We start from the raw sequence: 25006 nt of genomic DNA, 5'->3' as shown, positions 1-25006 counted from the left end.
TCACCCTTTTATTAATGACTTCCATTGTCACTTGCTTCACTTTTTCTAGATAACTTTTTTCTCTTTTTCTTCTCTTCGTTTTTAGGGATGTACATGGAAAAACAAACGCCATCCTCTTCGTTAGAAACTTTCGGATAACCGTTATGGATCTCACTGATCCGTTTAACAATCGCTAAGCCTAACCCGAATTGGCCTTTATTCCCTTTTCGAAACGGTGTAAAGATGTGATCGATTTCTTTTTCTGGTATTGGTTCTCCGTTATTTCTAACATGAATAATCACATGATCATCATTTTCTTCTGCTTCCATTTCAATCGAATCAATCGCATAACGAAGAGCATTCTCAACTAAATTTTCCAGTAATACGCCGAGTAGTTCTTTATCACCGAAGAGATCAATGTGATCTCCTTTTATGTTGAATGTTACATCCTCTCTTTGCAATCGAAACCTTTCTTCAATCCGGTAAGCAATTGAACCGAATGGAAACTTCTCTTTATCCATAGGTGCTTCTTTTAAAGAATCTAATTTCGTGTAATAGATCATGTCTTTGACACGCTTTTCCATACGATCAGATTCTTCAATAATAACGTCCATCGTCTCTTCAATATTATCTTTTGGTAAAATACCATCTTTTACTGATTGTGCATAGCTTTTTACAACCATGATAGGTGTTTTTAATTCATGTGAAGCATGCTGGATAAATGTTTTCTGTGCACGATCATATTTCATTAAATTTTGACGCATCTTCTCAAATTGATCAGATAGCTTTTTAAAATCTTTATCTTTTTCCCAATGAAATGGATCTTTCCAGTTCCGTTGAGATATTTGTTCAAAGTGATTTCCTAAACTCGTCAATGGTTGTTTTAAATAATGCTTTAACCAAAACGCAGGTATTAAGCTTAATAAACCGGCTAGTACCATAATGTAGGAAAGACGTCCCCATAGACGGTTTACCATTTGATCACGGTACGTATCCCACATAAAGGAGATATGATAAGCTTCTCCTCCAGTTGTATATACTTTAAATACGACATAAAATAAAGTCGCTTCGTTATACGTGAGCTCATAGCGGCCACGGGGGGAAACTTGATTGTATACTTTTTCCCCCATCTCTCTTAAAACCTCATCCGGAACTGGATCTCCTTCGATCCTTCCATATTGGTTCATTACAAAAATATGCCCAACTGACCTTTCAGCATCTCGTCGCTCAATAAAGTCAACTTCAGAATTAGGAGGAACTAAGTGTTCTCCTAATGGATCAGTAAAACGAGCCTGCTCCTGCTCGATTATACGGTACGTTTCTTCTGTTAACGTACTTTTTAGAGAAATGGGATAAATAATCCCAATGAGCAGACCGACCATTAAAATAATCGCAATAAAAGAAAACCAAATTCGTTGCGTTAAATTCAGTTTAATCATGAAGATAAAACCCTATAACCGAACCCATATAATGTTTCGACATGAATTCGAGGTAATTTCTTTCTAACTCTACGGACAACATCATCAACAGCCCGCTCCGATCCAAAATAGTCACTTCCCCACACATATTCAATAATTTCTTCTCTAGATAAGGCTTTCCCAATATTTGACGTAAGCAAAATAATTAAGTCCATTTCTTTTGTCGTTAACTCTATCTGCTCGCTTCCGTCATGAACTGTACGAGAATGGGTATCAATTGTATATCCGTTTAGTTCAATCTTCTCTGCTTTATCTTCACCTTCAGGATATATTCGATGTAGCAGCTTTTTTGCTCGAATGACTAACTCTTCTGGCAAAAATGGTTTTGCTAAGTAGTCATCGCTTCCTAACTCTAGCCCTAAAACACGATCTAAATCTTTGTCTCGTGCTGAAATAAAAATAACTGGAGTATCCTCATTCGACTTTACGGCTTTTAAAAGCTGATACCCGTCCATACCAGGAAGCATGATGTCTAATATCCATAAATGAGGAGATTGATCAATATATTCAGAAGCATCCTTTCCATCTGTAAAGTGTTTCACTTCCCAGCCTTCTTTTTCCATATACGCTTTTATAACTTCACCCAAATTTTTCTCATCTTCTACTAAATACACTTTAAATGGTTCCATCTATTATCACCCTCTATATGTTTGATCATATTTTAATACAAAACAATATGATTGAAAAATATTATGTTAAAAAGTGGTATAAAAACAGCCGACTCCAAAGAATCTGACTAAGTTTCAGCTGAATACAGTGTGATGTCCCTGCATTCTACAGCTTAAAGCCAGATTCCTTGATATCGAGTCAGCCTTTTATTCATCATCTTTTTCAAATTCAATTTTTGGAACGAGTTCATAGATTTTACCACTTTCAACGACATCCACAAACTGTAATAGCCATACATAGTATTGTCTTGCATATGATAACCGCTCTAAGTCATTTTCTATCTTTACCTTTAAATCCGGATCATCAGTCTTACGTAATACACGCTCCATTACTTCACGCGCTTCATCCGCTTCTTCAATATTCGTTTCAGTCGCTTTACGCCATTGACGAGAGAATAAGGCTGTAAATGACTTATACCAATCTTCTTCTGTTCGATATAAATCTTTTCTGACCCCTCTTCTAAATACAGGCTCTACCATCTTCATATCAAATAAAGATCTAACGCCTGTACTCATACTTGTTTTACTCATCCCTAACGCTTCGCGCATATCATCAAGTGTCATCGGCCGCTCTGAAAAATATAATGCACCGTATAATCTGCCAATCGATGGCGTTATACCGTATAAACTCATATTTTTTGCAATGCTTTGGATGAATTGATCTTTCGTTTCTTCGTATTTTTCCCATTCACGATTATTACTATGATTGTTATTGTTGTCTTCACTCAATGAGATAACCCCCACCTTAGCTCTATGACAATGATTTTACCAAAAGATTGTTTTGGATAAAAGAGTGTCTAGCCATGATTCATAAGATTACAGACCAATCACACATTTTTCCTCACATTCTTTCAAGAAATCATCGTGACAGGTAAAGTATAATACTTGGCGTTCCTTGCTGATCAATTGTAAAACTGAAATGATTTTTCGCCTTCTTGCACGGTCAATATTCACTAACGTTTCATCCATCATTAACGGCAGTTTTAGCCCTTTAGCAACATGACTTGCCAGCGCTAAACGGAGCGATAAGTATAACAACTCACATGTTCCGCGACTTAAGTCTGCAGGTTCAAAATGCAAACCATCTTTTCTTTCAACAATAAACTTTTCCCTTCCTAGTGGCGCAAATAACCTCTTATAATCTCCACCAGTCATCTTTTGAAAGAATGTTTCTGCTAGTTTAATGACAGAAGGTTGTCTTTTTTCTTCATATGTTTTTTTTACATCCTCAATTAACATTTGACTCGCAGCAAAAATCGCCCATTTTTTTGCATAGCCTTGCAGTTCTTCTTTTAATTGTGAAAATAATTGAAGCTGCTCTTCATATGTTTTGTCCTGTTCTAATAGATTCTTTTCATGCTGCAGTTTAATTTTTTCTTCAATTGCTTCATTTAATTTCTTTTCAACAGTATTAATATTTTGTTCTAAGTATTCTTTTTCATGTTCATAATCAATGTTTTCTTTTAAAAGTGTTTCTAATAAGTACTCAAAATTTTCTTTTTCCGTACTAATAGCTTTCATTTGATACCATATGTTCTCTTTTTCTTCTATTCGCTCTTTCTTCTTTTCGAAATACCGCCCTTTTTCAAGAAACTCATCCTTGCTGCGAACACCTGCATCATTAAAAAGTTGATCAATTGATTGTTCAATTTGTATTCTTTCTGCTTTATTCTTTTCATATCGTTCTCTTCGATATGCTTTTTCACTTTCTAATTTTTCAATCGTTTTTTCTTTTTCACTTTCTCTTAAAATAAATTCATGAACAACTTTCAACGCTTCATTTACATAAGAAGTGTTCTGAACACCGATTTGTTCAAGAAGTTTATTTACATCTCTTTCGAATTCCTTTTGTTTTTCATTGTACCGCTTTATTTTTTCGTTCAAACTTTTCACATTAGCATGTAATGCTTTCCACTGTTTTATAGCATCAATAAATCCCTCATAATATTCAACACTTTGATCAACTGGATAATGGAGATCTTCACACCACTTTTTAAGTTCTTCTGCAATTTGCTCCTTTTTCGTTTGTGTATCCTCCCAGGAATGTTCCCAAATCGATTGATTATCTTTTATTTGAACGAAATCCTCTTGTAACTTTTCAAAATGCTTACGCTTCGTTTCTTCCTCATGTATCACTTTCTGCCATTTATTGATTAAATCGCGATCTTGTTCATTCAAATTTTGCTCCACATTCCGTTTTTCTTCCATTTTGTCAGAAATCATTTTCTTTACCCGTTTTTGTTTGATGTTCATTTTTCTTATGAAAATAATCATTGCTAAGCTAAAGAGGATTGTCATAATACTGCTAATGCTCGTGTATAGAAGATTTGTAAATAAACTTAGAAAAACTGTAATCAATAGAAACAAACTTGTCCCTCCGATAAAAATCGGAAATAATGCTTTCCTTTGTTTGTTTAACTCCTCATCTTCTTGTTCGTAAAAGGACACTTGGTCATTTAGAAAGGTCAATTTTAAATGAAGGTGTTTGTTGCTGTCCAGTCTATTGAGATTATTTTTTATTTCTTCATATTCTGAACGATCCATCATACTTTCATTTACATTCACTAGATGTTGTTCAACTATTCTATGCTGTTGTTCGATTGCCTCTTTTTGCTGAAGGAGGTGCTCTTCTTGAACGTTTACCGTCCGCCACGCCTCGCGAATAGCAGCAAATTGTTGAAAAACAGCAGGGACATATCGAAAATGTTCAAATTCATCTGAACCGTGTCCCCATTCTTTTTCAATCTGTTCCATCTCATCAATGAACCTCTTTCGTTCAATGACTAATTCATCGAGGTCTAGCTGTCTTTTATCATATAATTCTTGATATTTATTTAACCGGTTGAACTCTATTTTCAATGTTGATAATGATGGAAATAGCTTTTTCTCCTCTATTTCTATTTCTATTTGTTTTAATCTCTCTCCACTTTGTTTTTCATTGCTTTGCGTTTCCAAACGTTTCTCAGTATATCGTTTATGAAGCTCTAATCCTTCCTCAGGAAATGTGCCGATTGATTCCATTTCATTTAGTTGAAGGTGAAGCTGTTCCCATTTTGCAGCTAACGGGGCTAATTCTGACTTCCTTTCAAGTCGACGTTGCTCTGCTTTTAATGAATGTAATTTATTTTCTAACTGTTTTTGATCGGTCTCTTTTTGTTCAAGATCTTTTATGATCATCTCGTACTCGTCAATTTTTTGTTCCCACTTTATAATTTCGTTTTCAATTTCTTCAATTTTTGCAGCAAGGAGATTCATTTCTGTTTTTCTGCCTCGTTTCTTATACAACTTAGACATCTCTTGCTCAATATTTTTTTCTAAAAGAAACAGATTTTGCGCACCTACCATTCCTGTATCAATGAGATAATGGTTTAATTCTGCTGGATCCATTTTCTCTAATCCAGCCAACCCGTCTAAATTAAAGTGGAATACTCCACGAAAAGTATGTTGATCAATATCAGCTAATAGTCCGGTTAAAAATTGCTCTCCTGTTTGCTGACCATCGTCTAACACTACCGTAACGTCTCCACGAGCTTTTCGCCCTTTAATCCTCTCAACGGAAACATTTCCGTACTTTTCTATTGACAGGACAACTTTCCCACCATAAGCTTGTGATGTAACAGGAACATATTGCCGTTCATTCTTTTTCGGAAAACCAAACAATATCGCTTCAATAAAAGACATGATCGTTGATTTTCCTGATTCATTTTCACCTAAAAAAAGGTGAATTCCGCTCTCATTCAATGACCAAGTCTGATCTTCCCATTTGCCAAAACCGTATATATGTATTTTTTTGATTACCATCCTTCACCACTCTCTTCCATTAATGAGGACAACAGCACTTTTTCTGCTGAATCAATGATTTCATCTTCGTCTTCATCTGAAAAAGGTCGAATATACTTTTTCATCAATCGATTTTCACGCAGTTGTACAAGAACGTCATCAAAGCAGTCGTTTTGCTTCAAATTATCGGCAGCTCGAACGATGTCTCCAAGCAAGTGATCTTGATTCAGCAGTTGCTGACGATTAATGAATGGTGATGTATGTATGTTTAATCTATGTACCCAACAGCCGCTTGGACTTTCTTCACGTAAAAGTGATCGTAACTCTTCCCTGTTCTCCTCTTTCTTTAAATGCTCATGAAGCATGCCGTTACCTCTAAAATTGACTTCAATGATAAACTTTTGGCGTGAAGCTGATTGTGGTAGTTTCAGCAATACTTCCTGGACAAGCTGCTCTACGCCTTCAATATGATCAATGTAAACCTCCACTTCATCCCATATAATTGGGGCTGTATGAAAAAAGCTTACGTGAGATTGATTATTTCTTAACTCTACTAAATAAGCACCCTTTTCACCTCGTTCTTTTCGGTGTGCCCCTTGCACATTTCCGGGATAAATAACGGGGGGATGATCCGTTAATATCTTTTGTTGATGAATGTGTCCTAATGCCCAATAATGATAACCCATTGCCAGCAACCCTTTTAATTCAAAAGGTGCATACGGTTCATGTTCTTGGTGAGTTCGTTCTTGTCCATGCAGCATACCAATATGGTAACCAGAAAGATCCTTAGCCTTCTCATATCGTGGAAGTGGATCATCGGTGTATGCTTTTTCGGGATAACTAACACCATGGATAAAAACGGTTTCGTTTGTTGAGGTCAAGTATTTTATTTTTTCGCCTTCTGATGAAAAGACATGGACATTTTCTGGCAAGTGAATAAGATTATGTGTATCAACTAAAGGGTCATGATTTCCATGTATGATAAATACGTTGATGTTCTCTCCATATAATCGTTCGGTCTGCTTTTTTACAAACCATTGCCCTCTTAAAGAACGGTGTGCACGATCATACAAATCTCCACTTATTAAAAGAAAATCAACGTTTTGCTTGATTGCTTCCGTTACGATATTTTCAAATGATATGTAAGTCGCATTTAAAACGATCTCTTTCATCTCATCAGGCATTCCAGACTCTAATTGTATAGAACGCCCTAAATGAATATCTGCACAATGTATAAAACGTATCATGTCAACTCTCCCTTTTATCGAGATATTTCCAATTCATATATATACACAGCAACAATGAAAATGAATTAAGACTGCCTGAATTTATATGTAAACCTTTATATTACTCCTATTTTTATTTTAAATTATAACACAAAAGCGAATGAACGTTCGCACCTAACCCCAAAAATAATGGCTGACTCAAGTCACATTTTTTTGAGCCAGCCTCTTTCAGCTAATAATACGGGAGTAGTGATAAGGCAGTTATTGCTGCTAACGGAAAAATAAATCTTCTGAAACGGCGTCTCGGTCTGAAAAACGGATAAGGATATGGAGAAAATCCGTATGGATAAAACCCTCTTGAAAAACTAGGATCATATCCATATCCAAAACCACCATATCCTGGTGGCATCATTTGTTCTGACATATCCATATCTGTGTTCGGGACCGCAAGATAAAGATTGTCATCGTCTACATTTTCTACAATTCCGTCATACTGTTGGTTGTCTTGTGTAGTTACCATGACATAACGATGCATATGGTCTTCACATAATTTCCGAATATCATTTTGATTCATTACTGAACCCCTCCTTCCACTGCCCATACTATTCATCTAATAGGCGAATGGTGATAAAAGAAAATTAATAGTGTGTGGTCAAAAAGAAGACAAAAAGCTTTTTGAACATCCTGTATAACATCACTAATCTTGATAAAAAGTGATGGAAAATTTAGAATATAATTAGCATAAAAAAGGGGGAACGTGTATGGCAAAGTATTTTTTAACTGTATATGACAAAGCAGGGGCACATTTATTAAATGAAGTGATTGAAGCTGGAGACGATAAAGAAGCGAAACAGCGGGGCATTGACAGATTAAAGGAAGAAAACCTATTAGAAAGCACCAGCCGTGTCGTCCGCTCATCAGGAGGTCTTGTTCACTTCCATCAATAAAAAGGGGCGGACTGCCCCTTTTTATTTTTGAAGTGAATAAAATGTCGCGGTTACTTTTCCTAACATTCGATTATGGTGATCAGACAATTCACACTCAACAAATTGAACATTTTTACCTTTTTTCAAAAAATATGCTTCTGCAATGAGAGTCCCTTCATTTGCTGACCTGAAAAATTGTGTTTTTAATTCGAGAGATACCCCAGGGTTATCAGCAAATGCAGCGCATAAATGTCCCATTGCTGTATCAGCTATATATGTAAGAATTCCACCATGAATAAACCCGACGGGATTGAACATGATTGGATTCACAGGAGCTTGTATCCGAACTTTCTCTTCCTCTTCAAAGTATGATATATCAAAATCGAATAAAGAGTATAAAAATTGTTGTCCTGTTCCATCTTCATGTACATTCATTGCTTTTTCAAACCTATCCCTTAACAACTTTTCATCCAAGCCAATCCCTCCTTTCATATCACTCTATTATAAACTGAAATTTAAGAGAATTGTATGATCATAAAAAACTTTCTATAATTAGCGAGTACAAAAATAGACGAGGGTGCCTTCACAAGCATCAGCTTATGGGACACCCCCGTCACGTATTTCTATGACTTCAATAAATTATTTGTATACCTCTGTTCGAAGCTGCTTTCTAAACACTTCTTTTACCATATATCCGACACCATTTTGATCATTTGAACGAGTAATCCAATTGGCCAATGACTTGAGTTTCTGAGAAGATTGCCCCATAGCTACACCAAGCCCGGCTTGTGCAACCATTTCTTCATCATTATCATAAGAGCCAATAGCCACCATATCTTTTAAAGGAATCCCCAATTTTTTCCCTAGTATTTGAAGACCTTTTGCTTTTGATACGGTCGCATCCGTAATATCAAGACTCCCTTTTTCAGAACATGTTATGCGTATATCTGACACAGCTTCCTTAAGTTCTTCGATTGCATCTTGTTTCTCCATGTCATTCCAAAAGAATGCTTTGACCTTTGGAACTGTCAACGGTTGATCAATTAAATGATGGCTAGGAGAATCAACAAAATTAACTGGATAAAATAAAGGGTCACCCATTCCAGCATTCATTTTTGCGATTAATTGGTTTTTATGATGCACTTTGTTGCCAAGAGCATATTTCTCATGCAGCAGCCTTATATGACAATGATAATTCTCAAGAATATCAACAATTTGGTACACTGTGCTCGATTCTACACGTCTTTCAAATATTGGCTTAGCAGAATCTTGAGCGACGAAAGCTCCATCATGGGTAATTAAATAATTTTCACTAATTTTTAATGCTTTTGCTACTTTTTTTGCAGAAGGAAATGCTCTACCAGTTGCTAACGTAACGTAAACTCCTTTACTCTTTACAAATTCAATTGCATCCTTCGTTTCTTTCCCTAGTCGATGATTAGATTTCAATAGGGTTCCATCGATGTCCAACGCCAATAAGCGGTATGCCATAGCTGTCTTCCCCCTTCATGATTCCTTGTTGCGTTGGTAATACATATATGTCCTTGTTAGAATGAATAGAACTTTTAATCAAAGATATACAATACGTTTCGTCATTGGAAAAGACCATCCTGCCTAGTAATCTAATCACGCTTATAGCATAAAAAAACAGACACCATTTAAAATGGAATCTGCTCTTTAGCTTGTTCAATTATTGTTCCTCTTGACCTTCTACACCGTAAAGCTCCTCTAAAGGCTCTGTTACGATTTTGTTAAGCTCACCAACTAATTGGCTCATACGCTGTTCTTGCTCCATTAGCTTTGAAATCGTTTCATGTTGTTGAACAACTTCAAATTGCTTTTGAGCTTCTTGGATTTCTTCTTCTGTAATTTGAGCACCCTGCATTTGTTTTTGCTGAAGTTCAATTTGAACTTTTCGGAAGTTATCTAACATACGTTTTGCAACTTCGTCATTATTCACTTCATTATGAAGGTCTCTCAATGTTGTAAATTCTTCGCTTTCTTTCAAGACACTTGCTAACTCATGTGCCTTATCGTATGGATTAGCCATAAAGAAAAATTCCTCCTTAGTATTTATCCGCACTATCGAAGCGATATGAGTACATTCAAAAAGCACGAACAGTTCTCCACTCGACTATAACATGATTACAATTGGAATTCACGTTATCAATAAGATTCATAATAGAAAGAAAATAATTATACCCTGTATTCCACCGATTCCACCGCCCACGATAGCACCTAATACTGCAATCATTTTCAATTCTTTTTTTGCTACATTTAACAACATCTCCTCAAGACGTGATAATGGAAAATTGTTTACTTGCTGTCTTACAATATCTCCTATCCCTAGCTTTGTGATCACTGTACGGACGTATTTTTTTGCTAAGTATGTCACCGTTTCCATTAATTTTGGAACAAATGTCTCTGAAAGAATGGTTCTATATTTATACGACCATTGATTTAACGGTCGTTCCCATTCACTTATAACAGGCGTTTGTTGAATGACTAGTGAAACAACTTCGTCAACTTTTTCTTCTAATCCGTTCTCGTTTATAAATTCCTCCAAACGCGATTCTAATACTTTCTCAAGTTCTTTTTTTAACAGCTCGTTAAGCAGTCTCTCGGCATGTTTATCCCTGACGAATTTCGTTAATTCGTTTGAGAGAAGTTTCGTTGCTTGAAAACGGGAGGCTACCTTACCTATTATTCCACCGAAACTGCCCTTCGTTTCAAAAAATCTATCGGCTAAATGATCAAGTGCTGCTTCACCTTCATCTGAATTTAAAAAGAGGTCAACTTGTAGTAGAATTTGAGAAGATATCCTTGGAAGCTGATCTTCCGCTTTTCTTATCCAGTCCTCAGGCATTATATCTTTTAGTTTTTCACTCTTTTGATGATTAATAAACGTCATCATTTTCTTTTTTATTGCTGTTTCATATGCTTCTGTTGCATTTACTGTCGACCACCTGTCTCCTACTCGGTCTGCGACCCACTCATTGAGCGTTTTTTCATCATTTGTAATCGAATCAATGGCCTCCATCATTTTTTTCTCAGCCTCTTTAGCTATTGACCCTTCAAAAAGTTTACTTTCAATTCCTTCTGGTGTCACTAAATGTTCTTCTACCATTTTTCCAAGCTGTTCAGCTATTTCCTGTCTCCTTTTCGGAACTAGTCCTGGAGTAAACGGCACTCGGAACCGTCCTATATAAAACGGCAAGTGAGGGCGGAACAACATACGAATCGCTAATATATTCGTTCCGCCACCAATTACTGCACCGATTATGACTAATAGTAAGAACCAAATGATTTCAATTGTCATGGATACCACCTTTTCGTGTGCCATTTGCACAATTCAGACGATCATATCATAAAATAGGTTATCCGCACTTACCTAATTTACACTCATTCGTAATTCGTTTAAGCACGATCCTGTTAGTATATAAACCAATATTGAAAAAGAATCGAGAGGGATTCGTATGTATAGTCATCCGCTTCAATTACATTATGTTGATATTTTAGACACTTTAAAAGATAACAAAATCATGATCCCTCAAAAAATTTCTTCTATATGGAACGTAAAACAGAAACAATCAATACACATACAATATCACTTTTTCAAAGAAGAATGTGTCATTGAAATATCCGAGAACATCCTTGATAAAACAATGTTTGTCTCAAAAAATATAGCTGAAAAGCTGCATATTCCGCTTAATCAGAGGGTTCAATGTTTTTACGATCAAGAAGAGAAAACGTTCCATTTCGGGCCTTCTATAGGGATGGTCATCGGTGAGGGTTTTTCTTCTCGTGAACAGATGTTAGGTACAATTACTAATTATGCTCAATCAATGGCGATTAAAGCACGAGAATTGTACTTACCGTTTTTTGTGTTTTCCTTCCAAAGTACAACAAGTGAAATCGTTCACGGTTACCAATATGATGGAGAAAAGTGGGAAAATCGTTCGTTCCCTCTCCCACATGTCGTTTATAACCGAATTGGCAGGCGAGACCAAGAAAATTCTTCAGCTGGAAAAGAATTCTTTCATATACTCAAAAAAAATAACATCCCTTATTTTAATCACCGTTTTATTAATAAATGGGATTCATACAAGATGCTCTCTGAAGAACCGACATTGGCACCGTATTTACCGAAAACGATAAAAATTTCGACGAAGGAAGACTTTCTCAACTTATTCGATGAATATGACCATTTTTACTTAAAGCCATGCTGGGGTAAGGAAGGAATTGGTATTATGTCCATTGCAAAAGAAAAGGACTCTTACTATATTCAATACCCTCTTCATCAAGAAAGTGATACAAAATCTTTTAAAAAAAGAAAATCAATATATCAATTTTTAAAATATAAATTTTCAAGACGTCAATATATTGCCCAACCTCGAATTAATACAATCTTATATCACAATGCTCCAGTTGATTTCAGAGTTTTATGTATAAAAGATCATTACGGAGAATGGAGAAGTTGTTCTGCAGTCGCTCGAATTGGAAATGAAAACAATATCGTCACAAACCTTTCACAAGGAGGGACTCAGGTAAAGCCTAGAGTCGTTCTGAATCATGCCTTTGATGAAAATAGGGCAAATCAAATGGAACGTTTATTACACGAGCTTGCAATCCATGCGGCTGAATCATTCGACCTCGCTACTATAGGGCAATACGGAGAATTAGGTTTTGACTTTATGATTGATCAGGACGGCAGAATATATATTTTAGAAGTCAATATAAAACCATCAAAAGGAGACAGCTTGCAAAGTCAGACAAAAATGCTGCCTTCTATAAAATACGTTTTAAGTTATGCATCATCATTAACTCGATTTGTTCAATCTTAATCTAGATGGAGGATAATATTGTGAAGACATTAGGAATCCTGCAAAACACTTTTAACAAAGGCTCTGAATATATTGATGAAGTAGCAAAAATCTGCTCCGTAAACGACATTACCGTTTATCAATTTACACCATTCAGCTGGAATCAAAAAACGGATGAGGTACATGGTTATTACTTTAATAAAACAACTGAAACGTGGGAAAAAAAGACCTTTTCATTGCCAACATATATATACGACCGATGCTTCTATCCAACAAACAAAGAACTGAAGAAAAAATGCCATACGATCGTTATTCGATTAAAAAAACGAGCGAAGTTTATCGGCGAAGGATTCCCAAATAAATGGAAAGTATATCAATGGCTAATAGAAAACGAACGGTTAGCTCATTACATTCCAACTAGTGCCATATTAAATAAAGAAAGTTTCCTTTCATTTTTAATCAAGTATCGTTCGATTGCATTAAAGCCGATTTTCGGTGCTGGAGGACAAGGATTTTATAAAATTTCGTATGAAGACGGTCGCACGCTCATACAAAGTGGTGATAACTCATTTTCACAAATGTTTCATGAACAATTGCAAGACGTTTACGAACAGCTTCATACAAATCATTTCATTGAACCTTATCTTATCCAGCCATTTTTACCGTTAACGAAAAATAATGTTCCATTTGATTTGCGAGTCGTCATGCAAAAAAGGTCTCCAAATGTTTGGAAGATGATCGGAATGGGATACCGGTTCGGAAAAAAAGGGACACTCATTTCTAACTTAACGTCAGGAGGACACGTGAAAAAAAACGTTCACATACCAAAAGCACAAAAAAGTGAGTTTAAACGAATGTTTAAGACGATAAAGGAAGAGCTTCCTAAACAAATAGAAAAGCACCACCCTGCTGTTTTTGAAATTGGCATTGATATTGGAATCGAGGAGAATGGGCAAATGTGGATTTTAGAGGTAAATTCAAAGCCCGGATATAAAACAATCCTCCAACTCTCAGAAGAAAATAAAAAGCACTTTATATGTGAAGGGCCTTATAAAGCAATCGAACACGATGTGAACAATTGATGTTCTCCCTAAATTTCCAAAAGGAGTGAAAGTTATGTCACAGTACAACCAAGTTGAAAAGTTAACTATAGATAAGAAAAATAACGATCAATCATTCATTGTATCAAGTGAATATCGTCGAGAGTGGCAGATCCGAAACGGAGGAACAAAGCATATTGTCTTCGGTTCTAAAGAAATACCAAGCCGGATTTTTTTTCGTGATGACGTGAAAAGAAATGAGCTTGTTCTTTCTCACCAACTTGCACAAAACTTGCTTATCCCTCAAACAAGTTCTGCTATGTCAATGATATATGACAAAAATGACAGGGTTTATCTCGGACCGATTATCGGAATATTCACTGCTGGATTTACCGGAAGCCAGCTTCGCCCTGTTGGAGAACGGTCATTTCTTTTCGCTAAATATGCTCAAGCTGCTCAAAAGTCAGGGGCTTTAGCAGTCATATTTGGCGTTCATCATATTCAATGGGAAGAAGGAACGATTAGCGGATATCAATTTACAGATAAAGGATGGAGTTCCATTCAACTTCCTCTCCCTAATGTCATCTATGACCGTCTCCCTAATAGAAAAACAGAAAGACTAGCCGAATATAGTGATGTCGTTCAACGTTTACGTTCAGAATACAATATTCCTATTTTTAACCCTGGGTTTTTTGACAAATGGGATATTCATGAAAAACTTACAATTAACGAGAATGCAGTCCCTTTTTTACCAAGAACTCTTGCTTTTCCTAAAAAATCAGATGTTCGAACGATTATTAAGGAATGTCATCATATTTATATGAAACCTAAAAATGGCAGCTTAGGTATGGGGATACAACAAATCATTTATAAACCTGAGGAAAGTTTTTATTATTGCCGGTTCAGAGATAAAAAAAGAAACCGATTAAGACGGTATAGCTCGTTAGATCGCCTTTTAAAAGTTCAATTTCCTAGTGGGTTTGACAATTTTGTCGTTCAAGAAGGGATTGATCTACTATCTTTCCAAAATAAACCGATTGATTTTCGGGTTCATACGAATAAAGATATGAACGGACAATGGAAATTAAGCGCACTTGCAGCGAAAGTAGCTGGTCCTGGAAGCGTTACGACTCACGTAAAAAGTGGTGGTCAAGTAAAGTCAGTGTCAGAAATATGGGAAGATTTGCAGCTTAAAAAACAACTATTAAATGATTTAAAACAGGCTGCACTACTATTAAGTCATTTAATTGATGAAGCAATTGAAGGGAATGTCGGTGAAATAGGCTTTGACCTCGGCATCGATCGAAATGAGAAAATTTGGATGTTTGAGGCTAACTCTAAACCAGGGAGAACGATTTTTTCTCATCCTAAATTACGTTATGACGACCAGCTTACGAGACGTTTACCTATGGATTATGCCATGTATCTTCACGAAAAATCGATACTTGCTGAAACACCGGTCGTCCATTCTATCTTCTAAATCATTTAACGAACTCAAGTTTAATGAGATTGAGAATGTTTTTTGCGACAAAAGAATGTTCATGAAAAAGGAGCCTATCGTGAAAAATGTAGTGATTTTAACTAGCTCAAAACATGGGAAACCTTTTATAGGAGATGAGAAATTTTTCAGAAAGCTTATTACACAATTGAATAATGAAGAGAGTGAGGGATTTGTCTTCCCTTTCTCATTTAATCAAAGGGAGCTTGCTGCTTACAAGTGGCAGACTTCCACTGCTACTTGGATCAAAACAACATGCCCTAAACCTTCTGTCGTATATAATCGCTTCCCGTATCGAGAACTTGAAAATAACAAACGGGTTCAAGATTACTTTCAATTTTTAAAAGAAGAAAACATCCCATATTTTAATGCTAGCTTTTTTCATAAAGAAAAAGTTGCCCGGCTATTACAAAAAAGGAATAAAATAAGAAATTACTTTCCTACTACTGTCCCTTACACCAATGATCTTGCCTTGAAACATTTCATTGCAAAACATCGTGTCGTTTTTTTAAAAGACGTTCACGGATCACAAGGAAACGGGATATGGAAAATCACTTACAATAAGAACGATGACTATACACTTTACTCACAACGAAAAACATTTCCCCATCTAACCGAAAAAAAATTAATGTATATGCTGACACCGTTATTAAAAAAAAGGCAAATCATCATACAAAAAGGCATTTCCTTGAATAAAGTCGATAAGTTAAAATATGATTTTCGAATTTTAATGCATTATTTAAACAATCGTTGGAAGCTTATTGGATATGCCCCGCGTGTTGCAAAGGAAAATGGTTTAACAACACATGTCCCAAAAGGGGGAAAGCTACTTCCGATTAAAGAGGTGCCTTTTACCCCAACTGAGGAGGAAGTAGAAGACCTCGGAAAATTGATTGGTGAAACACTCCAAAAACACTTTGACAACGTTCAAGAATTTTCATTTGATCTCGGGTTAGATGAAGAAAAACACCCCTGGATATTTGACGTAAACAGTAAACCAATGATCTTTGATGAACTCGAAATACAAAATAAATCGATCCAATCGTTAGCAACAATGCTTCTAAACGCCAAAATGTAATTCCTATTATTATCCAGGTGCCAGGCACCTTTATATGATAAAATGTATATATATTCAGTGATAGTTCGTTAAAAGGAGTGGTCTCACGTATGCTGACTCATTTTCAATACAAAGAAATTAAAAATAATATGATTAATCAGGAATGGCAATTTTCTTTTTATTATAAGAAAAAGCGTTTTATTGGTCACTATTTCAAAGATGGTTCTATTCATTGGAAACAGCCTGGAGACATGGCTGAAGACGATCAACAATTCGTTGAGTCCTGTGTACACGATTTAATGCTATACCATGTGTATGAAGACCATTAATAACAAGCAACCTCTCCTTCTTATTTGCATGATCATTTAGCAGCGTCAATAACGGATATTTTTTGATAAGGTGAAACACCCTACTTCACAAAGGAGGGATCGTTTCATGACCGACAATAAAGGTTCGAAACATGAAGGAAGAGATGAAGTTATGATGGACATTGATCGAATGACGAATGAAGGGCTTGCAGGTGGACAGGATCACATAACTTTCGGCAAGAGACAGATTGAAGCGGCTCAAGAATTTTATAAAGAAGATGCCCCCTACTTAGCAGAAGAAAAACGAAAAAAAGAAGATTAAGTGTGTGTTCAAAAAGGAGGACAAAAAGAAACGAGTCAACGAAGATTTTTCCCTGACTTTTTGAACATCCTCATAAAGAACAAAAGCGCCGAAATGTATCTTAGGTGCTTTTGTTCTTTCTAGCGTTCACATACTAATTAAACTATAATAAAACCATTATAACCCTCGAGGATGAAGGAGAATGGTCTGTCGTGTTAAGTAAATTAAAATCAAATTACGCTCATGCTATTGCAGAAAAACCAATACATATTCCAGCTTCATTAAAACTATCTTTAGAGGACGACCATGGGGAAGTATTAATATTAGACAAAAGGAAGCTTTCTGAAGATGAAATCAATATACTGGAAGTTCTCTTTAGTAAATCGCAAAATCAGAGTATGAATCATCAGTCACCTTTACATGAAATGCTTTCATCATACCTTTTTTATGACAAGCAAGTTGATCAGCAGTCGCTTATTGACCTCCCCTATCCTTTTAGATATATCCACTTTCAATTAAAAGGAGATCTAAGTGACGCTATGGAATTTGAAGAAGCAATGCTCAGTCTCTTTTCTTCATCGTATATATTTTTGTGGAAAAACAAGTTAGAAGGCGTTTTGCTTCAGCAATCGGACGATTTTTCAGAAGAAACTGAAGACATTGAAGAATCCATTATCGATACGATAACATCAGACTTCTTCGTACAGCTATTTTTATACACAGGTTCCCCCGTAACAAATCATAAAGAAGTAAAAGCAAGATACAAATGGGAAAAAAGTGCATTTGATATTGCGCACCACACATCTCCTAAAAAGAAAACATTTTTAGAACAAGAAGTCATCTCTCATATGATCATGGGAGATTTAACAGATAAAACGAAAAAATCTTTATTTAAAATTATTGAGCCAGTTAAAGACGATCATTCTTTATTATCAAGTATTAAAACATATTTAGAATGTAATATGAATACATCTTTAGCTGCAAAGAAAATGTTTATGCACCGAAACTCTTTACAATATCGTGTTGAGAAATTTGTAGAAAGAACGTCAATCGATATAAAACACTTTCCAAATGCCATAGCTGTTTATTTTATATTAACGATGCTACAAAACGAGAAACGAGATTAAATAAACTTCAATGCAATAGGAATTTTATGTTAAAATAGGGTATCATTACTAAATCCTTTTTACGGAGGTGTACGTCATGATTTCTGAGTTCAGCTATATCGATGCTATATACCAACTCATTTCATTATTCACCATATTTGGGTTAATCGGATTGATCATATACTTTATAGTAAACAGTGCAAAAAATAACAAAAGATTAGCGAGAATGGAAGATAAGATTGACTCTTTAAAAGATCAGCTTAACAACAGGAATAATTAATCGAAAGGTGAGAGGACTACTAGTCTGCCTCACCTATTTGCATGTTGCACAAATGTTCCGATTATTTTTTGTGCACGCTTACAATAGTTTTGTAAGCCTTTTCAAGATAAACTATAACTAGATTAACAGAATAACAGTTTCATTGGAGGGAATCATATGGCAGATATTACTTTTAAAAGTCTTTACAAAATCTATGATGGTGATGTACAAGCAGTAACTGATTTTAATTTAGAAATTGAAGACAAAGAATTTATCGTATTTGTTGGTCCATCTGGTTGTGGTAAATCTACGACCCTTCGAATGGTTGCCGGACTTGAAGATATTTCTAAAGGTGAACTTTTTATCGGAGATGACGTCGTAAACGACGTAGCACCTAAAGATCGTGACATTGCTATGGTATTCCAAAATTATGCACTTTATCCTCACATGAATGTTTATGATAACATGGCTTTCGGACTAAAGCTTCGAAAATTTAAAAAGGACGATATTGATAAACGTGTACGCGATGCAGCAAAAATTCTTGGATTAACAGAGATGCTTGATCGTAAGCCAAAGGCAATGTCTGGTGGTCAGCGTCAACGTGTTGCATTAGGACGTGCGATCGTTCGTAACCCTAAAGTATTCTTAATGGATGAACCTCTTTCAAATTTAGATGCAAAACTACGTGTACAAATGCGTGCTGAAATTACGAAGCTTCATCAGCGTTTACAAACAACTACGATTTATGTTACTCACGACCAAACAGAAGCGATGACAATGGCAACCCGAATTGTTGTTATGAAAGATGGCCTTATTCAACAAGTTGGGCGTCCAAAAGACATTTATGACTATCCCGAAAATGTATTTGTCGGTGGATTTATCGGGTCCCCTTCAATGAACTTTTTAACTGGAACGTTAAAAGACGGCCATTTCCAACTCGGAGATTTAAGTATTAAAATTCCTGAAGGTAAAATGAAGCCAATTGAAAAGTTCAATAATAAAGAAATTATTTTAGGCATTCGTCCTGAAGATATTCATGACGAACCTGTATTTTTGGAATCAGCAGAAAGTGCACAAATTGATGCAAAAATTGATGTAGCTGAACTTATGGGTGCAGAATCATTCCTTTACTCTAAAGTTGCTGACCAAGACTTTATTGCTCGTGTAGACTCCCGTACAGACGTACACGGTGGAGACACATTAAAAGTTGCATTTGATATGAATAAAGCGCATTTCTTTGATCCGGAAACTGAAGAGCGTTTACGATAACCCCCATAGAAAATGTTCAATAACGAAAGTTACAGCTGTCCTCTTATTGAACATTTTCTTTAATAAAAACTAAGGTACCTGATTTTTATTAGAGTCTCCCTTCGTTTTGGTCGTCGGGAGGCTCTTTTAGTTCAGAAACAAGTAAAATCGATGCCTGCTGACAAGTAGAACAGAATACGAAGTGAGCGCATTTATTTAAACGATAATCATGACTAATTCCATTTTCCAACTTGATTAGATTAATGGGTTCATATGCACTATAATCATCGTAATAATCAGCCATTCTTCCTTGATCAAGCAATTGTGAATTGCATTTTTCACACTTTATATGTAATGATTCAAACCCATTACATAAGGGACAAATTGTAAGCTCCATATTCTTCACCTATCTTTTTTAACAGCAATGTTTTGAATATGAATATGAATATCCTTCCCCTTCCTCCAATCAATTATAATAAAAGCGCAAGTGCCTCGGTTATCGACGAAGAAAACTGATCGGACAAAACGCCACGTCTTGTGGCATGCCCGACACTAGAACGTCCGTTTCCGTCGGACTGAGCGAGTGAGATAAAGGAGTGTCGAAAACTTGCTTTACTTCTAGTAAGGATTCGTAGTATGTCCGTCGAGACAACTCGCTAGATCAGACCTTCAGCTAAAGCGCCCGGACCTACGGGAACTCCGAAGTTCCGCATCCGTTTGGAAGCTCGTGATGTGCGCTCTTCGCTTAAGCTCAACATCTATCGAGAGGAAGAAGTTATATACTTTCCTATCCTATAAAAAGGGAATGGAGCTTGTCCATTCCCTTACAGCCATGTATTAACTTTTATTATTGTTGACCACTGAATTGTTGTTCAGCCATTTGAACAAGACGCTTAGTGATTTCACCACCAACTGACCCGTTCGCGCGAGATGTAGCATCAGCGCCTAATTCTACTCCGAACTCTTGAGCAATTTCATATTTCATTTGATCAAGAGCTTGTTGCACACCTGGTACTACTAATTGATTAGAATTGTTGTTTTGTGCCATGTTTCTCACCTCCTGTCGTAAACATAGTTTGTTTCAAACTTCGATAGGTATGTAAAAATAAAACGAAGATTCCACTAGAAAGTATTTACAATTGATTCGTAAGTTAGTGGTCGATTAAGCTTCATGGCTCCTCCAAGTTTTTTTAAAGTCTTTCACTAAGAAAAGCGCAAGGCGCCCGCCTATCGGCGAAAAGCGCTGCCTCTTCCTCTTCTAGCATCGCTCTGTGGTTATGTCCGTCAGCCGGGCAATACGCCACGTCCTGTGGCATGCCCGGCATTAGAACGTCCTGTCTGTCGATGCAAATCGCTAGATCATTTCTTCGGATAAACCTTCCGCATTCTACGAGAACGCCGAAGTCACCATATCCGTGTTAGAGCTCGTGATGTAACGCTCATCGCTGAAACTAGACAGCAATCGAGAGTACTTTCTTAACCCTAGAAAAAAAACGAGCGAATTCGCTCGTTTTCACGTTTCGTTTATCTCATTTTTTAATGGAGCTCCAGTAGCTGTTTGAATATCATCAAAGGTGTAATCTCCGAGTATTTCCTTTAAAACAAGTCCATCTTTTGTCACATCAATGACAGCACGGTCTGTAATAATTCTGTCTACGACACCTTTACCTGTTAAAGGTAATGAGCATTCTTCCAAAATTTTAGGCTCACCGTTTCTGTTTACATGCTCCATTATAATCACGACTTTTTTGGCGCCATGAACGAGATCCATCGCACCGCCCATCCCTTTAATCATTTTTCCAGGAATCATCCAGTTTGCTAAATCTCCATTTTTTGCTACTTCCATCGCACCGAGAATCGCGACATCAATGTGCCCTCCTCGAATCATAGCAAATGACTCAGCACTGCTGAAGTAAGATGCACCATCAATCGCTGTAACTGTCTCTTTTCCTGCATTAATTAAGTCTGCATCCAATTCTTCTTCTTTAGGATATGGCCCAATCCCTAAGAGCCCATTCTCTGATTGAAGAATGACTTGTTTATTTTCCGTTATATAGTTTGCGACCATTGTCGGCATACCAATTCCTAAGTTTACATAGTCCCCGTCATGTATTTCTTTTTCAGCTCTTCTTGCTATTTTTTCGCGCATTAATTTTCGATCAACACTCATTAATTTCCCCTCCTTTTTTACGTATTTGCAACCGTCTTTCTTTCAATTCTCTTTTCTTGCTCTCCAACAATCAATTTATTGACGTAAATACTTGGGGTATGAATGTGTTCTGGATTTATTTCACCTGGTTCAAGAAGGTGCTCGACTTCAGCAATTGTTACATTTCCTGCAGCTGCAATCATTGGGTTAAAATTTTGCGCTGTTTTACGATAGACTAAATTTCCGTGTTTGTCACCTTTATACGCACGTACTAAACTAAAGTCAGCCGTAATTGCTTTTTCTAACAAATACTCTTTACCATTAAACTGACGCACTTCTTTTCCATCTGCTATTTTCGTTCCGACTCCTGCAGGGGTATAAAAAGCTGGAATCCCTGCACCACCTGCACGAATACGTTCAGCTAATGTTCCTTGTGGAATTAATTCTACTTCTAATTCTCCTGCTAACACTTGTCGTTCAAATTCTTTATTTTCTCCAACGTATGAAGCCATAATTTTATCAATCTGTTTGTTTTCGAGTAACAATCCGAGTCCCCAGTCATCAACACCACAATTGTTTGAAACAATCGTTAAATTTTTTACACCTGTTTCTCTTAATCCTTTAATTAAGTTTTCAGGAATACCGCAAAGGCCAAATCCGCCAACTAAAAGAGTGGCTCCATCTCGAATGTCCTTTACTGCCTCTTCAAAAGACGTGTAAACCTCTTTCATTTCGCTTCCCTCCTCTTTTTTGAATAAAGCCTATGGATGATCGGATAACTGCAACTAAGGCTTTCCCATTAACACTGGGCGATATGCAAAGTTTTGTTTAAACCGGGTACACAGAATGCTTTCGGTCAGTAAAAACTTGGTACTTAGAAGAATACAAATCAAAACGGCTCACTAAATCATTGCGTAATTCATTTGCTGGCACGATATCATCGATAATTAATTCAGAAGCTAAACGATAAATATCGATATTTTCTTGATACTCTTTACGCTTTTCTTGAATAAATGCTGGGCGCTCTTCTGGTGAAAGGGATTGAATTTTATTTGCATATACGGCATTCACTGCTGCTTCAGGACCCATAACCGCAATTTGAGCTGAAGGCAATGCAATACAGCAATCCGGCTCAAATGCAGGTCCTGACATCGCATAAAGCCCTGCACCGTATGCTTTGCGAACGATAACTGATATTTTGGGTACGGTCGCTTCTGACATTGCTGAAATCATCTTTGCACCGTGGCGAATAATACCAGCACGTTCCACCTTTGTTCCGATCATAAATCCAGGTACATCTGCTAAAAATAGTAATGGAATGTGATAAGCATCGCACAATGTAATGAAGCGAGCAGCTTTGTCAGCAGAATCATGGAATAGAACCCCACCCTTTTGTCTTGGCTGATTTGCTATAATTCCAACACTTCTGCCATCAATTCTTGCAAATCCGGTAATCAGTTCCTTGGCAAAAAGCTCCTTCATTTCAAAGAAACTGCCTTCATCAACGATACCGTCAATGAATTGGTGCATATCAAAAGCGGCATTTTGGTTTTCAGGAATGAGTTCTTCGAGCGATTTATCCATTTCCTTCGGTGCAACAGGAGCTGCAGCGTCAGGTAACGTTAAATAATTCGAAGGAAAATAGCTTAAGTATGACTTCGCTTTTTCGATTGCATCCTCTTCTGTTTCACAAAGGACATCTCCACACCCTGAAACAGAACAATGCATTCGGGCACCACCCATTTCTTCTAAAGAAACTTTTTCTCCAATAACCATTTCGGCCATTCTTGGCGAACCTAAATACATTGAAGCATTTCCATCTACCATCATGACTACGTCGCAAAAAGCAGGAATATACGCTCCACCTGCAGCGGAAGGACCAAATAATAAACAAATTTGCGGAATCTTTCCTGACAATTTTACTTGGTTGTAAAAAATTCTTCCGGCGCCACGTCTACCCGGAAACATTTCAATTTGGTCAGTAATTCTTGCCCCGGCAGAGTCGACTAAATAGAGCAAAGGTACTTCCATTTTTTCTGCAGTCTCTTGAATTCGAATAATTTTTTCCACCGTACGTGCTCCCCAAGAGCCTGCCTTAACAGTCGAATCATTTGCCATCACGCAAACTGTTTTTCCTTGAACTTTTCCGATTGCTGTAATAACTCCATCTGCCGGAAGGCCTTCTGCCTGACAATTAGCAAACTTACCGTCTTCCTTCCATTCACCATGATCAAAAAGGAGTGATAATCGTTTACGGACAAACATTTTTCCTTTTTTTTCATTCGATTCATGATATTTTTCTGCTCCGCCTTTTTCAATTGTTTCTACAATTTTGTTCCAACGGTTCTCTTGACTCATCGTGTCACCCTTTCTACTCATTACTCCCCTTTATATTGAGGTTTCCTTTTCTCTTTAAATGCTTGTAGCCCTTCCAAACGGTCCTTTGTCGGGATGACTACTTCATATGAGTTCTTTTCAATTGCAAGCCCAGTTACTAAGTCGACTTCGGTCCCGTGATTAATTGCAAACTTTGCTTGCTTCACTGCGATTGGTCCATTTTGGGCAATTTTACCGGCTAACTCAGTTGCCTCTTGCATCAGCTGATTGAATGGGACAACTTTAAGCAGAAGACCCCATTCATATGCTTGATCAGCCGTTAATGTATCACCCGTAAAAATAAGTTGTTTTGCTCGTTGTAATCCAATTTCTCTAGCGAGACGTTGTGTACCTCCTGCTCCCGGTATAATGCCTAATGTCGTTTCAGAGAGGCCGACTTTTGCATTTACTGCAGCAATTCTTATATCACACGCTAAAGCAAGTTCTAATCCGCCACCGATAGCAGCACCATTTATTGCAGCAATTACTGGAACTGGAAAGTCATGAATGAGATTAACTGTCTCACGAATGCTCGCTACAGCTTGATGAACTTCCTTCTCTGTCATTTCCTTGCGTTCGCGTAAATCCGCTCCAGCACAAAATACTTTTTCACCGTCTCCTGTAATAATGACTGCTCGGATCTCTTTATTAAAAGACCATTCTTTTAATTGAGTCATAAACTCTCTAAGCATTGCTTGTGAAAGGGCATTTGCCGCTTCTTTTCTTTTTAACGATATATACCCGATATGACCTTCAACTTTTGCCTCAATCCATTCCATCTAAA

The 25006-nt window shown here is 36.8% G+C and carries 26 protein-coding genes; 10 read left to right on the top strand and 16 right to left on the bottom strand.

The window, feature by feature from the left end; genetic code table 11:
• Positions 1 to 11: 11 nt before the first annotated feature.
• The 6 genes from CD001_RS13460 to CD001_RS13435 form a co-directional block, all read right to left on the bottom strand.
• A complete protein-coding gene (locus tag CD001_RS13460) occupies positions 12 to 1418 on the bottom strand; it encodes a sensor histidine kinase (protein ID WP_096188210.1) in 1407 nt (468 codons plus the stop codon).
• The gene (locus CD001_RS13455) at positions 1415 to 2086 is read right to left on the bottom strand and encodes a response regulator transcription factor (RefSeq protein ID WP_096188209.1); all 672 of its coding nucleotides are present in this window, start codon (positions 2084 to 2086) and stop codon (positions 1415 to 1417) included. Before CD001_RS13455 ends, CD001_RS13460 begins: the two co-directional genes overlap by 4 nt.
• 186 nt (positions 2087 to 2272) lie before the next feature.
• Positions 2273 to 2854: a GbsR/MarR family transcriptional regulator gene (locus CD001_RS13450; protein ID WP_096188208.1), complete on the bottom strand. Its 582-nt coding sequence runs from the start codon at positions 2852 to 2854 to the stop codon at positions 2273 to 2275.
• A gap of 87 nt (positions 2855 to 2941) precedes the next feature.
• Positions 2942 to 5926: an ATP-binding protein gene (locus tag CD001_RS13445; RefSeq protein WP_096188207.1), complete on the bottom strand. Its 2985-nt coding sequence runs from the start codon at positions 5924 to 5926 to the stop codon at positions 2942 to 2944.
• Complete coding sequence (locus tag CD001_RS13440) at positions 5920 to 7152, bottom strand: metallophosphoesterase family protein (RefSeq protein WP_096188206.1); 1233 nt, start codon at positions 7150 to 7152, stop codon at positions 5920 to 5922. The genes CD001_RS13445 and CD001_RS13440 overlap by 7 nt, the downstream gene beginning before the upstream one ends.
• Before the next feature lie 211 nt (positions 7153 to 7363).
• Complete coding sequence (locus tag CD001_RS13435; protein WP_179298741.1) at positions 7364 to 7705, bottom strand: hypothetical protein; 342 nt, start codon at positions 7703 to 7705, stop codon at positions 7364 to 7366.
• Positions 7706 to 7892: 187 nt separating this feature from the next.
• On the opposite strand from CD001_RS13435, the gene CD001_RS13430 reads away from it, so the two are divergent.
• On the top strand, positions 7893 to 8078 hold the full coding sequence (locus tag CD001_RS13430) for a YhzD family protein (protein ID WP_096188204.1): 186 nt from the start codon (positions 7893 to 7895) through the stop codon (positions 8076 to 8078).
• Between the two features lie 21 nt (positions 8079 to 8099).
• Here the strand turns inward: CD001_RS13430 and CD001_RS13425 are convergent, their stop codons facing one another.
• The 4 genes from CD001_RS13425 to CD001_RS13410 all read right to left on the bottom strand — a co-directional run bounded on the left by CD001_RS13425 (position 8100) and on the right by CD001_RS13410 (position 11376).
• Positions 8100 to 8531: a PaaI family thioesterase gene (locus CD001_RS13425; protein WP_096188203.1), complete on the bottom strand. Its 432-nt coding sequence runs from the start codon at positions 8529 to 8531 to the stop codon at positions 8100 to 8102.
• 165 nt (positions 8532 to 8696) lie between these two features.
• The gene (locus CD001_RS13420; protein WP_096188202.1) at positions 8697 to 9548 is read right to left on the bottom strand and encodes a Cof-type HAD-IIB family hydrolase; all 852 of its coding nucleotides are present in this window, start codon (positions 9546 to 9548) and stop codon (positions 8697 to 8699) included.
• A 199-nt stretch (positions 9549 to 9747) separates the two neighbouring features.
• Entirely contained in the window at positions 9748 to 10107 is a 360-nt protein-coding gene (locus CD001_RS13415) for a YlbF family regulator (protein WP_096188201.1), read from the bottom strand.
• A gap of 126 nt (positions 10108 to 10233) precedes the next feature.
• Entirely contained in the window at positions 10234 to 11376 is a 1143-nt protein-coding gene (locus CD001_RS13410; protein WP_179298740.1) for a DUF445 family protein, read from the bottom strand.
• Positions 11377 to 11533: 157 nt separating this feature from the next.
• On the opposite strand from CD001_RS13410, the gene CD001_RS13405 reads away from it, so the two are divergent.
• From CD001_RS13405 to CD001_RS13365, 9 genes are all read left to right on the top strand, one after another.
• Positions 11534 to 12901: a YheC/YheD family endospore coat-associated protein gene (locus CD001_RS13405; RefSeq protein WP_096188199.1), complete on the top strand. Its 1368-nt coding sequence runs from the start codon at positions 11534 to 11536 to the stop codon at positions 12899 to 12901.
• A 20-nt stretch (positions 12902 to 12921) separates the two neighbouring features.
• A complete protein-coding gene (locus tag CD001_RS13400; protein WP_179298739.1) occupies positions 12922 to 13962 on the top strand; it encodes a YheC/YheD family endospore coat-associated protein in 1041 nt (346 codons plus the stop codon).
• 34 nt (positions 13963 to 13996) lie between these two features.
• The gene (locus CD001_RS13395) at positions 13997 to 15400 is read left to right on the top strand and encodes a YheC/YheD family endospore coat-associated protein (protein WP_096188197.1); all 1404 of its coding nucleotides are present in this window, start codon (positions 13997 to 13999) and stop codon (positions 15398 to 15400) included.
• A 79-nt stretch (positions 15401 to 15479) separates the two neighbouring features.
• A complete protein-coding gene (locus CD001_RS13390; RefSeq protein ID WP_179298738.1) occupies positions 15480 to 16496 on the top strand; it encodes a YheC/YheD family endospore coat-associated protein in 1017 nt (338 codons plus the stop codon).
• Between the two features lie 89 nt (positions 16497 to 16585).
• Complete coding sequence (locus CD001_RS13385) at positions 16586 to 16804, top strand: DUF5342 family protein (protein ID WP_096188195.1); 219 nt, start codon at positions 16586 to 16588, stop codon at positions 16802 to 16804.
• A 106-nt stretch (positions 16805 to 16910) separates the two neighbouring features.
• Positions 16911 to 17105: a hypothetical protein gene (locus tag CD001_RS13380; RefSeq protein ID WP_096188194.1), complete on the top strand. Its 195-nt coding sequence runs from the start codon at positions 16911 to 16913 to the stop codon at positions 17103 to 17105.
• A gap of 191 nt (positions 17106 to 17296) precedes the next feature.
• Complete coding sequence (locus CD001_RS13375; protein ID WP_096188193.1) at positions 17297 to 18211, top strand: PucR family transcriptional regulator; 915 nt, start codon at positions 17297 to 17299, stop codon at positions 18209 to 18211.
• Between the two features lie 76 nt (positions 18212 to 18287).
• Positions 18288 to 18470, top strand: a complete 183-nt coding sequence (locus CD001_RS13370; RefSeq protein ID WP_096188192.1) for a hypothetical protein — start codon at positions 18288 to 18290, stop codon at positions 18468 to 18470.
• Between the two features lie 156 nt (positions 18471 to 18626).
• Positions 18627 to 19718 carry an ABC transporter ATP-binding protein gene (locus tag CD001_RS13365; protein WP_096188191.1) on the top strand — a complete coding sequence of 364 codons (1092 nt, stop codon included), beginning with the start codon at positions 18627 to 18629 and terminating at the stop codon, positions 19716 to 19718.
• A gap of 88 nt (positions 19719 to 19806) precedes the next feature.
• Here the strand turns inward: CD001_RS13365 and CD001_RS13360 are convergent, their stop codons facing one another.
• From CD001_RS13360 to CD001_RS13335, 6 genes are all read right to left on the bottom strand, one after another.
• On the bottom strand, positions 19807 to 20094 hold the full coding sequence (locus tag CD001_RS13360; protein WP_096188190.1) for a hypothetical protein: 288 nt from the start codon (positions 20092 to 20094) through the stop codon (positions 19807 to 19809).
• A gap of 450 nt (positions 20095 to 20544) precedes the next feature.
• On the bottom strand, positions 20545 to 20745 hold the full coding sequence (locus CD001_RS13355; RefSeq protein WP_096188189.1) for an alpha/beta-type small acid-soluble spore protein: 201 nt from the start codon (positions 20743 to 20745) through the stop codon (positions 20545 to 20547).
• A 465-nt stretch (positions 20746 to 21210) separates the two neighbouring features.
• Positions 21211 to 21867 (bottom strand): CoA transferase subunit B, encoded by a 657-nt coding sequence (locus CD001_RS13350; protein WP_096188188.1) that lies wholly within the window; start codon positions 21865 to 21867, stop codon positions 21211 to 21213.
• Between the two features lie 17 nt (positions 21868 to 21884).
• A complete protein-coding gene (locus tag CD001_RS13345; RefSeq protein WP_096188187.1) occupies positions 21885 to 22577 on the bottom strand; it encodes a CoA transferase subunit A in 693 nt (230 codons plus the stop codon).
• A 97-nt stretch (positions 22578 to 22674) separates the two neighbouring features.
• The gene (locus CD001_RS13340; RefSeq protein WP_096190603.1) at positions 22675 to 24204 is read right to left on the bottom strand and encodes an acyl-CoA carboxylase subunit beta; all 1530 of its coding nucleotides are present in this window, start codon (positions 24202 to 24204) and stop codon (positions 22675 to 22677) included.
• A 20-nt stretch (positions 24205 to 24224) separates the two neighbouring features.
• Entirely contained in the window at positions 24225 to 25001 is a 777-nt protein-coding gene (locus CD001_RS13335) for an enoyl-CoA hydratase (protein WP_096188186.1), read from the bottom strand.
• Positions 25002 to 25006 lie beyond the last annotated feature (5 nt).

The organism is Evansella halocellulosilytica (assembly GCF_002335745.1).
In the GTDB taxonomy this organism is placed as follows: Bacteria; Bacillota; Bacilli; order Bacillales; family Salisediminibacteriaceae; genus Bacillus_CA; species Bacillus_CA halocellulosilytica.
The sequence above is the reverse complement of the archived record's forward strand: the minus strand, read 5'-3'. Positions and strand labels throughout refer to the sequence as shown.